Genomic DNA, 9,281 nt, shown 5'->3' on the forward strand with positions numbered 1-9,281 from the left:
ACGACTGAATTGTGTGTAAGTTTTCGCATAGGTTCTTTTTTATTGTATAAAATATACAGAAAGGAAAATACATGAAAAAAAGGCTAAAAAACCCTTGAAAACGCTATGTTATTTTAAAATATTGATAATTCTCCAGACGCTTGAATTCTGGAATAAAACCGACTAATATAGGGAAGTATTATGTTAAATTTCTATGACAAAATTCGTACGATTTTTTGACTGCGTTTTGTTATGATATAGAATGTGATAAATTCCACATTCTTGACAAATAGAGTTTTTAGTACTTGGTATTATTTTTCATTACTATTATATAAAGAAAAGGGTTGTGATTTGGTGAAGACTCCAAAAATCGTAGTTTTAGGTGCAGGTTATGGCGGGATGATTACGACTGTTCGTCTGCAAAAAGCATTATCTGTAAATGAAGCTGAAATTACGCTAGTAAACAACAACAGCTATCACTACCAAGCGACTTGGTTACACGAGAGCGCAGCTGGTACATTACAAGATGAAAAAATCTGTCTAGATATTCAAGACGTTATTGATACAAATAAAGTGAACTTTGTACAAGACACAGTAGTAGAAATTAAAGCTGCTGAAAAACGCATTATCTTAAAAGACGGCGAGTTAGAGTATGACTACTTAGTAATTGGTCTTGGTTTCGAATCAGAAACATTCGGAATTACAGGATTAAAAGAGCATGCATTCTCAATCGCTAACATTAATGCAACTCGTGAAATTCGTGAGCATATGGAAGCTAGTTTCTCTAAATATGCAACTGAACAACGCGATGAGTTAGTAACAATCGTTGTTGGTGGTGCTGGATTTACTGGTATCGAGTACGTAGGTGAGCTTGCAAACCGTGTTCCTGAACTTTGCAAAGAGTACAATGTACCACGTGAAAAAGCACGTATCATCTGTGTAGAAGCTGCTCCAACAGCACTTCCAGGTTTCGATCCAGCGTTAGTAGAATACGCTGTAAAACAACTTGAGAAAAAAGGTGTAGAATTCCGCATCGGTACAGCAATTAAAGAAGCAACTGAAGAAGGTATTATCGTTGCGAATGGCGATGACACTGAATTAATTAAGTCTGAAACAGTAGTTTGGGCTGCAGGTGTTCGTGGTAACGGTATTGTGGAAGAGTCTGGATTTGAAGCAATGCGCGGACGTGTAAAAGTTGATGAGTACATGCATGCTCCAGGATACGAAGATGTATTCATGGTTGGTGACGCAGCGTTAATCATTAATGAAGAAATTAACCGTCCATACCCACCAACAGCACAAATCGCAATTCAACAAGGTTACAATATTGCACACAACTTAACTGTATTAGTTCGTGGTAAAGGCGAAATGAAGAAATTCGCATTTGATAATAAAGGATCTGTATGTTCTTTAGGTCATGACGATGCAATGGGCGTTGTTATGGGTAAAAAGTTAACAGGTTGGAAAGCTTCCTTCATGAAGAAAGTAATCGATAACCGTTACCTATTCTTATTAGGTGGACCTTTATTAGTTCTTAAAAAAGGTAAATTAAAGTTCTTTTAATATATATTAGAAAAAGCAGAAACGGCTAAGAGCTGTTTCTGCTTTTTTCATATTAAAAATATAGTATAATATAAAAAGAAAGAATATTCTGTCCGTTCTGAAAGAGGAGGTTATTACATCATGGAGAAACGAGGGAAGGTATGGCTGGCTGTTAGTGGTTTAGTAGCTACAAAAGATGGTAGGTGGCTATTTGTTAAGAAGAAATACAGTGGATTAAAAGGGAAATGGTCTTTACCGGCTGGTTTTGTAAATGAAGGTGAGACGGTTGATGAAGCTGTGAAACGCGAAGTGTTAGAAGAGACAGGCATTGTCGCTCATGTGAAGGGGATCATTGGTGTTCGATCGGGTGTTATTCGTAATGAGATTAGTGATAATATGATTATTTTTCTTTTGGAGCCTGAAGGAGAAAATATTATTATACAGGAGAAAGAATTGTCTGAAGTGGCGTTCTTACATCCGGATAAGATTGTAGACGATCCGAATACGTCTGTGCTTATTAAATATTTGTTAGAAGGAAGATCAGAACTACATCTTGAAGTGGACAAAACATTAAATCCAGGCGAACCATTTGGTTATACAGCTTATCACGTATTTACGGCACGTGCGAAGGAGAGGGGAAAAGAGTGAGTATACCGGTACTACTTATTTCAATGATGTTATTCTTTATTTTGTTCTTTGGAATTGGATTTTTACTCAACATGATTTTGCGAGCTACTTGGGTAATGGTTATTGTGTATCCGATTGTTTGTATGCTTATTATTAATAAAGCGAGTATGTGGGATTATTTTTCAAAACCGAAAGAAACATTTTCTTCATTTGGGACAAGTGTATCGCACTTAGGACAAGCAGACGTATTTATTCTATCTACTGGATTAGTAGGGGCTGCTTTAGCAGGAGTCGTAATCAAGAAACTTCGGAAAAGCGGATATCAAATGTTTTAATCTCCAATTAAGTTGGAGATTATTTTTTTGCATATTCCTTCATGGTATAGGGAATGATTAACGATGAAGGAGTGTGGAATATAAAAATGTTAAAACGATATTGTATTCGCATTATGATGACTTGTTTACTTGCAATTGCATTATGCGTAACATGGAATGCTTTCACAGGAGTTTCTTTATTAGAGATTGTAAAGAAGTATGAGGGAACGAGTGCAAAAGAAGTACATGCAGCAGAAGTTAAGAGAAATGTTGCTCCGAGTAAAGAAGTGATAAATGCTTTAGAGCAGGCAAACGACTGGTCTAAATATCGTTCAATTGAAATGACTGCAACAGGTTATACGTCGGGAATTGAGTCAACTGGTAAGAGGCCGGGACATCCGGAGTATGGTATTACATATTCAGGTGTTAAGGCGAAAAGGGATTTATATTCCACAATCGCAGCGGACTTACGCGTATTCCCAATTGGAACAATTTTATTCGTACCAGGTTATGGGTATGGTGTAGTAGCTGATAAGGGCGGTGCAATAAAAGGAAACCGTCTTGATCTATATTATGATACGGTGAAAGATGTTTATAGCCAATGGGGTAAGAAAAAAGTAAATGTGTACGTAGTAAAAGTAGGAAATGGTAAGTTTACAGAAGAAGAGTTAACGATGTTAAATCAAGACGAAACGATGCAAGTGTTTCGTGGTCAATATTTAAAACAAAGATAGTCTAGTCGTAATTACGCTAGACTTTTTTTCTTGGCTTATTTCATAATAGAGGGGATTTTACACGTCATATAACTGTAGTTAGAATTGTCGCATTTTATCGAAAATAAAGTTATAATGGTGGTAGAGAAATTTAGGGGGTCTGAACATGTTTCAAGTACAAAAAGAATTAGCAGGTCACGAAGCAGTAATTGTCGCTTTATTTGAAGAAGAGAAAATGAGTAGTTTTGTACAAGAACTGGACAAAGCGTTTGAAGGACAATTACAAGTTTTACTAGAAGAGAAAGAATTATCTACGAAGAAAAAGGCCATTTCGAAAGTACATAGCTTAGGAAAAACAAATGTGAAACGTTATTACTTTGTTGGTTTAGGCAAGAAAGAGTCTTACACGACAGAAACGTTACGTGCGGCTCTTGGTAAGGCATTTAAAACACTGCAAGTAGCAAAAGTACAAGATGCAGCAATCTTACTTGATTCTTTCGTAACAGAGAAATTAGAGGCGATTGATGTCGCTCATATTGCAGCAGAGGTACAAGGCCTTGGTACATATGAATTACAAACGTATAAATCAGATAAAAAGGATCGTGTAGAGTTAGAGAAGTTCACGGCTATTACAGCGGAAGATGCACAAGAAATTGAAGCCGCATTAACAGTTGGCTACGTACATGGACGTGCAACAAATTCAGCTCGTACACTTGTAAATATGCCGCCAAACGTATTAACAGCGACAAAGCTTGCTGAGTATGCTGTTGAATTAGCGGAGAAGTATGATATGGACTATAAAGTTCTTGAGAAAGAAGAGATGGAAGATCTTGGTATGGGTGCGTTGCTTGCAGTAAACCAAGGTAGTGTAGAGCCACCAAAAATGATTGCTCTTATTTATAAAGGAAAAGAAGAGTGGACAGATGTCATTGGATTCGTTGGAAAAGGTATTACATACGATACAGGTGGTTATTCTTTAAAACCACGTGAAGGCATGGTCGGTATGAAAGGTGATATGGGTGGTGCAGCTGCTGTATTAGGTGCGATGGAAATTATCGGTGAACTTCGCCCAGAACAAAATGTGATCGCTGTTATTCCTTCAACTGATAACGTTGTAAGTGGTACGGCATTTAAGCCAGACGATGTAATTACATCTATGAGCGGAAAAACAATTGAAGTATTAAATACGGATGCAGAAGGTCGTCTAGCTTTAGCTGACGGTATTACGTATGCGAAAAAACTTGGTGCAAACTACCTTGTTGATGTTGCAACATTAACAGGCGGTGTAATTGTTGCACTTGGAAACTATACGACAGGCGCAATGACAAATAATGAAGAGTTATTTGAGCAAGTGCTAGAGGCTTCTATGGAAACAGATGAGCCAATTTGGCAACTACCGATTTTTGATCGTGATAAAGAACGCGTTCGAAACAGTAAGTTTGCTGATTTAAATAACTCACCAGGCCGTGAAGGACATGCGGTTATGGCAGGTACATTCTTAGGCGAATTCGCTGAAGATACACCGTGGGTACACTTAGATATCGCTGGAACATCAGAAACAAAAGGCGCGCACGACTTAGGTCCAGCTGGAGCAACTGGTGCAATGGTACGTACACTTGCAACACTTGTGGAGCGCTTTGGAGAAGAATAATTTTTTGAAGAAAAGGCTGTCTCAAATTTTTGAGGCAGTCTTTTTTATTGGTATTTAATAGTTGATTTTCAATGTTATACTTATGTGATATAATTTTCCCTGTATTAGAAGTAAATAACAATTGAATAGGGAGGGAAAGAAGAGAGTGACAAAAATAGAAGCACTCTTATTATTATGAGGGAAGGGACTTTATCTCAACAAAATATAGTTGTATTGTTTTTTAAACAGTTACGCCCGAAACAGTGGACTAAAAACTTGCTTGTATTTGCAGCGTTAGTCTTTTCAATAAAACAAGTATCTTTAACTATGGTGGCACAAGCTGCAATTTGTTTTGCGCTATTTTGTGCAATATCTGGCTGTGTCTATATTTTAAATGATTTTATGGATATTGAGGCAGATCGACAACACCCTGTTAAGCGATATCGACCGATGGCATCGGGGGCATTAAATCCGTACTTTGCTATTACAGCAGGTTGTGTTATTTTAGTAGCGTCTTTAGTAGTTTCATATATATTAAATCCGTTATTGTGCTTAGTATTAGCAGCCTATTTTATTTTAAATGTAGCGTATTCAATTCGTTTAAAGCACGTTGTAATCATTGATATTTTAATTATTGCAGCTGGATTTGTTTTACGAGCATTGGCCGGTGGATTAGTTATTCAAGTGCCATTTACACCGTGGTTTTTATTATGTACATTATTACTGTCACTATTCTTGGCTATTAATAAAAGAAGACATGAATTAGTATTGTTACAGAATAATAAAGGTTCTCATAGAAAAGTATTAGAAAGTTATTCTCCTGCTTTGTTAGACCAATTAAGTACAATTGTTACATCGGCAACTATTGTAACTTATGCCATCTTTACTTTTAATGCAGGGAAAAGTATCTATTTAATGTGGACAATCCCATTTGTAATTTACGGGATCTTTCGTTATTTATATTTAGTTCACATGGAAGATAAAGGTGGAGAGCCAGATAAAGTTTTATTAGAGGATCAGCATATTTTAATAACAGTGTTGTTATATGCGATAACAGTTATTATTATACTATTGAACTTTTAATTACTCTATTCGGGTTTGTTAAAACGTTTAAGAGGAGTGTCTTAAACGTTTTTTATTTGGAATAAAACATTTTTTGAATATAAACAGTTAAGGAGTATAGAGATGCAACAATTTTTAATGATTATTTTATCAGTTGGTATGGGAGTTGTAGGGCAAATTTTATTAAAGTTTGGCGCAATGAAATCACAAAGTTCAGCGGCTGTAGGTATTATGAATTTCATTAACGTACCGAACTTTTTCGGACTAGCTTTTTACGGTTTAAGTGCATTATTATGGATGATTGTGCTGAGAAAGGTTGATTTAAGTTATGCATACCCAATGGTGAGTTTCGGATATGTATTTGTTATTATTGCGTCAGCATTATTATTTGGTGAAACAATCAATTTCATGAAAATTGCTGGAATGGTATGTATAGTAGCTGGCATTTTATTTATTGCAAAATCATAGGAGGTAAAGCAATGGGAACATATTTATATTGTATACTTCCATTTATAGCTTGGGTAGCTTCGGGAGTATTGAAATTTTTAGTGAATTATCTTCGTTCTGGAAAAGATGCTTTTCGTTTAGTTGGAAATGGTGGATTTCCTAGTACGCATACAACGATTTTATCAAGTATGGTCATGACAATAGGGTTTCATGAAGGGTTTAATACACCGATGTTTGGAATCGGGATAGCAATTTTAACAATTGTTATCATTGATGCCACAGGACTTCGCCGTACAGTTGGTAAACATGCAAGAATGTTGAATAAACATATAAGTTCGGAAGAAGAAAAATTAAGAGAGCGTCAAGGACATCATTGGCATGAGATTTTTGGTGGGCTTGTGTTAGGAACAGTTATTGGGTACGTGGCACATCTAATTATGTTATTTCTACCGTAGAGAGGAGAAGAAGTATTGAATATTTGGAATGATTATAAAGGAAAGGGGATATTAGCCCTTGTCCTTTTCATTTTTTATTGGTCATTTTATTTTTTTATCGGTTGGAAAATGGATACTCACTCTAAGCTTTTTATTGAAGCTTGGGTGGTTGATACCTATTTTTCTTTTGATCAAGGATATTATATCATCTCCTTTTTCCTTGAAAAAGTAGATGTAGCAGCGGCGACCTGGTTCCGACATCCATTCCTTTATTATTTTATTCAACAATTCATGTGGATGCTGGAGACAGTAAAAGTAGGGAATATTGTACATGGTATTATATTCATTCAAACGTTTTTAAGCGCGCTCAGTGTAGTGATGATTTATACATTATGCTGTAAAATTTGTAAGAATACGATTGTTTCTTTTTTACTAGCGGTCATGTATGGATTTTCAGCTACAATGTTAGTTATTACGTGGACACCAGAATCTTTTAGCTATGCAAATTTCACATTGGTACTTATGTGCTTTGTATGCTATCCATTTATTACAGGGGAAAAAGAAGCGAAAATAGGATTTAGTATTGCGAATGTATTGTTGGCAATAGTAATAACAGGGGTTACATTAACCAATTCGTTTATGTGGTTTTTAGGTAGTCTGATGAGTTATAAGAAACTGCGGAAAAAAATTATTTGGACTGGTATTTCGATTGTTATTGTCGTGGTCCTGTTTGTATTAGCAATGAACGCAAATAATGTCGTTCTTATCGAAGGATTAAAGGGTAGTATGGACTTTGCTGCGCAAGGACAGAGTTTTTCACCAGAATACGTTAAGCCATCAGGTATATTAGTATTTCATCTATTATTAGGATCTTCATTCATCTTTGGACCATTCTCGGAAGTTACTTTAAGACAAGGTGAGCAATTCGCACAATTAAATATACTTCCATCGCATACTATGATCGGGTGGATTGTGATTGTATCTGTGTATGCTTTTATAATAGTAGCTGTATGGAAAAACTTTAGAAAAGAGCCTTTCGTAAGGTTTTTAAGTTTCTGTTTACTATTTAATATTGTTTTACATGGAATTATTGGTTTTGGGGCATCTGAAGCATTTATTTATGGCGCACATATGCTGTTTACAATACCGTTATTATTAGCATATGGTTTTAAAGTGATGAGACGTGTAAAAGTAGTTGCTTTATGTTTAATATTAATATTAATAATTATAAATAATTTTGAAAGTATGCTATATTTTTATCATTTTGCAGTCTCCAATTATTCTTTATAATAAAATAGATTTTTAATAAAAGGGTACTTTAGATAGGATTTCTAAAGTACCCTTTTTTACTATTTCTTAAAAATAGATAAAAAATAATAGCTAGAAGTGAAGCATTTTAGAAAACATATAGTTGTTATGAAAGAGGTCTAAACATGTTTTGAGTACAAAAAGAGTAGTAAGTGTACTTAGACATCCCTGTGAGCAAATAATTTATGGTCAGCTCGAGCAATGGTATAGGTAATTCGTATACTTTTCGAGCATTTTGTAGAAGAATAATTTTTTTGAAGAAAAAGCTGTCTCAAATTTTGGAGACAGCTTCTTCTATTGATATGGTAGGTGTATTTGGTGGTAATTCGATATAACTTCATTTACTACTGCGCTGTTCAAAAAAGTGTTTATAAAGAAATCGTATACAAAATCCCGTTTAAAGCAAAAGAAGTACGGCCCGTTTCTTCAGAGACAACTAATATAAGTGCATCACTCTTTTCTGATAAGCCAATTGCAGCTCTGTGACGTGTTCCTAGCTCAGGATCAACTTCTGTACTTTTCGTTAAAGGAAGAATATTAGCAGCTGAGACAATATGATTATTTTTTACGAGAACGGCACCGTCATGAAGAGGGTTACCTGGATAAAATATTGATTCGAGTAATGGCGCAGTTAAATGAGCGTTTAATGTCGTTCCAGTTTGAATGAGAGCTTCAAGCGTCTCGTTTCTTTCCACAACGATAAGAGCACCATGTTTTCTGGCGCTTAAATGTTGGATAGCTGTTGTAATAAAAGATGAACTTTCCGTATAAGGTGATAAATATGCCTGAATATAGTATGTAGCTGCCAATGTTTGTACATTTGCTAACATATGATGAATATCTTCCATTTTGCATAAAATACATTCGTCTTCTTTATCGATTGCGTTCCTCATAATCGATAGTTCTTTTTCAGCAATTTCAATCATTTGCTTTGTTTGTATTTTGAGCTCTTCTGACAAGCCCCATTCGTGCATAATCCTCATTCCCTTTAGTGGAGTATTTAACAATAGTGTATACAAATATTCCTAGTAAAATCCTACTAGATTTTATAAAATATTGAGATACAGCATGTTTTTTTCATATAATAAAGGTATGACGAGCGAGAGGAGAGAGAAGAATGAATTGGAAACAAGAATTTAGTCGCTGGCTTTCTTACGCACAATTAGATGCAGAATTAAAAGAACAGCTAGAAAATATGAAGCAAGATGAGAAGAAAATCGAGGAT

11 protein-coding genes are annotated in these 9,281 nt (G+C 35.3%); 10 read left to right on the forward strand and 1 reads right to left on the reverse strand.

The window, feature by feature from the left end; genetic code table 11:
* Positions 1 to 333: 333 nt before the first annotated feature.
* The 9 genes from MR168_RS20350 (at position 334) to MR168_RS20390 (ending at position 8,038) form a co-directional block, all read left to right on the forward strand.
* Positions 334 to 1,542, forward strand: a complete 1,209-nt coding sequence (locus MR168_RS20350; RefSeq protein WP_000856612.1) for an NAD(P)/FAD-dependent oxidoreductase — start codon at positions 334 to 336, stop codon at positions 1,540 to 1,542.
* A gap of 120 nt (positions 1,543 to 1,662) precedes the next feature.
* Entirely contained in the window at positions 1,663 to 2,169 is a 507-nt protein-coding gene (locus MR168_RS20355) for an NUDIX hydrolase (protein ID WP_000415315.1), read from the forward strand.
* On the forward strand, positions 2,166 to 2,483 hold the full coding sequence (locus MR168_RS20360) for a YuiB family protein (RefSeq protein WP_000027016.1): 318 nt from the start codon (positions 2,166 to 2,168) through the stop codon (positions 2,481 to 2,483). The genes MR168_RS20355 and MR168_RS20360 overlap by 4 nt, the downstream gene beginning before the upstream one ends.
* Before the next feature lie 86 nt (positions 2,484 to 2,569).
* Entirely contained in the window at positions 2,570 to 3,196 is a 627-nt protein-coding gene (locus MR168_RS20365; protein WP_006922360.1) for a 3D domain-containing protein, read from the forward strand.
* A 145-nt stretch (positions 3,197 to 3,341) separates the two neighbouring features.
* Positions 3,342 to 4,826 carry a cytosol aminopeptidase gene (gene pepA / locus MR168_RS20370; RefSeq protein ID WP_000487952.1) on the forward strand — a complete coding sequence of 495 codons (1,485 nt, stop codon included), beginning with the start codon at positions 3,342 to 3,344 and terminating at the stop codon, positions 4,824 to 4,826.
* 174 nt (positions 4,827 to 5,000) lie between these two features.
* Entirely contained in the window at positions 5,001 to 5,888 is an 888-nt protein-coding gene (locus MR168_RS20375) for a decaprenyl-phosphate phosphoribosyltransferase (RefSeq protein WP_016123674.1), read from the forward strand.
* Between the two features lie 102 nt (positions 5,889 to 5,990).
* Positions 5,991 to 6,335, forward strand: coding sequence for an EamA family transporter (locus MR168_RS20380; RefSeq protein WP_001183889.1), 345 nt, complete (start codon positions 5,991 to 5,993; stop codon positions 6,333 to 6,335).
* Positions 6,336 to 6,346: 11 nt separating this feature from the next.
* A complete protein-coding gene (locus tag MR168_RS20385; protein ID WP_016123673.1) occupies positions 6,347 to 6,769 on the forward strand; it encodes a divergent PAP2 family protein in 423 nt (140 codons plus the stop codon).
* Between the two features lie 15 nt (positions 6,770 to 6,784).
* Positions 6,785 to 8,038, forward strand: coding sequence for a DUF6080 domain-containing protein (locus MR168_RS20390; protein ID WP_025710385.1), 1,254 nt, complete (start codon positions 6,785 to 6,787; stop codon positions 8,036 to 8,038).
* 386 nt (positions 8,039 to 8,424) lie between these two features.
* On the opposite strand, the gene cdaS is transcribed toward MR168_RS20390, so the two are convergent.
* Positions 8,425 to 9,030, reverse strand: coding sequence for a sporulation-specific diadenylate cyclase CdaS (gene cdaS / locus MR168_RS20395; RefSeq protein ID WP_000545252.1), 606 nt, complete (start codon positions 9,028 to 9,030; stop codon positions 8,425 to 8,427).
* Between the two features lie 143 nt (positions 9,031 to 9,173).
* Between cdaS and MR168_RS20400 the strand changes: the two genes are divergently transcribed.
* Positions 9,174 to 9,281 (forward strand): phosphoglucomutase (locus MR168_RS20400; protein WP_242291421.1); only part of this gene is annotated, 108 nt, incomplete at its 3' end.

The organism is Bacillus cereus group sp. BfR-BA-01356, from assembly GCF_022663635.1.
GTDB classification, from domain to species: domain Bacteria; phylum Bacillota; class Bacilli; order Bacillales; family Bacillaceae_G; genus Bacillus_A; species Bacillus_A cereus.

Bases quoted from the DNA above. Each gene is read 5' to 3' on its own strand.
- MR168_RS20355 (WP_000415315.1), top strand. From the start codon at position 1,663: ATGGAGAAACGAGGGAAGGTATGGCTGGCTGTTAGTGGTTTAGTAGCT.
- MR168_RS20365 (WP_006922360.1), top strand. From the start codon at position 2,570: ATGTTAAAACGATATTGTATTCGCATTATGATGACTTGTTTACTTGCA.
- pepA (WP_000487952.1), top strand. From the start codon at position 3,342: ATGTTTCAAGTACAAAAAGAATTAGCAGGTCACGAAGCAGTAATTGTC.
- MR168_RS20375 (WP_016123674.1), top strand. From the start codon at position 5,001: ATGAGGGAAGGGACTTTATCTCAACAAAATATAGTTGTATTGTTTTTT.
- MR168_RS20380 (WP_001183889.1), top strand. From the start codon at position 5,991: ATGCAACAATTTTTAATGATTATTTTATCAGTTGGTATGGGAGTTGTA.
- MR168_RS20385 (WP_016123673.1), top strand. From the start codon at position 6,347: ATGGGAACATATTTATATTGTATACTTCCATTTATAGCTTGGGTAGCT.
- cdaS (WP_000545252.1), bottom strand. From the start codon at position 9,030: ATGCACGAATGGGGCTTGTCAGAAGAGCTCAAAATACAAACAAAGCAA.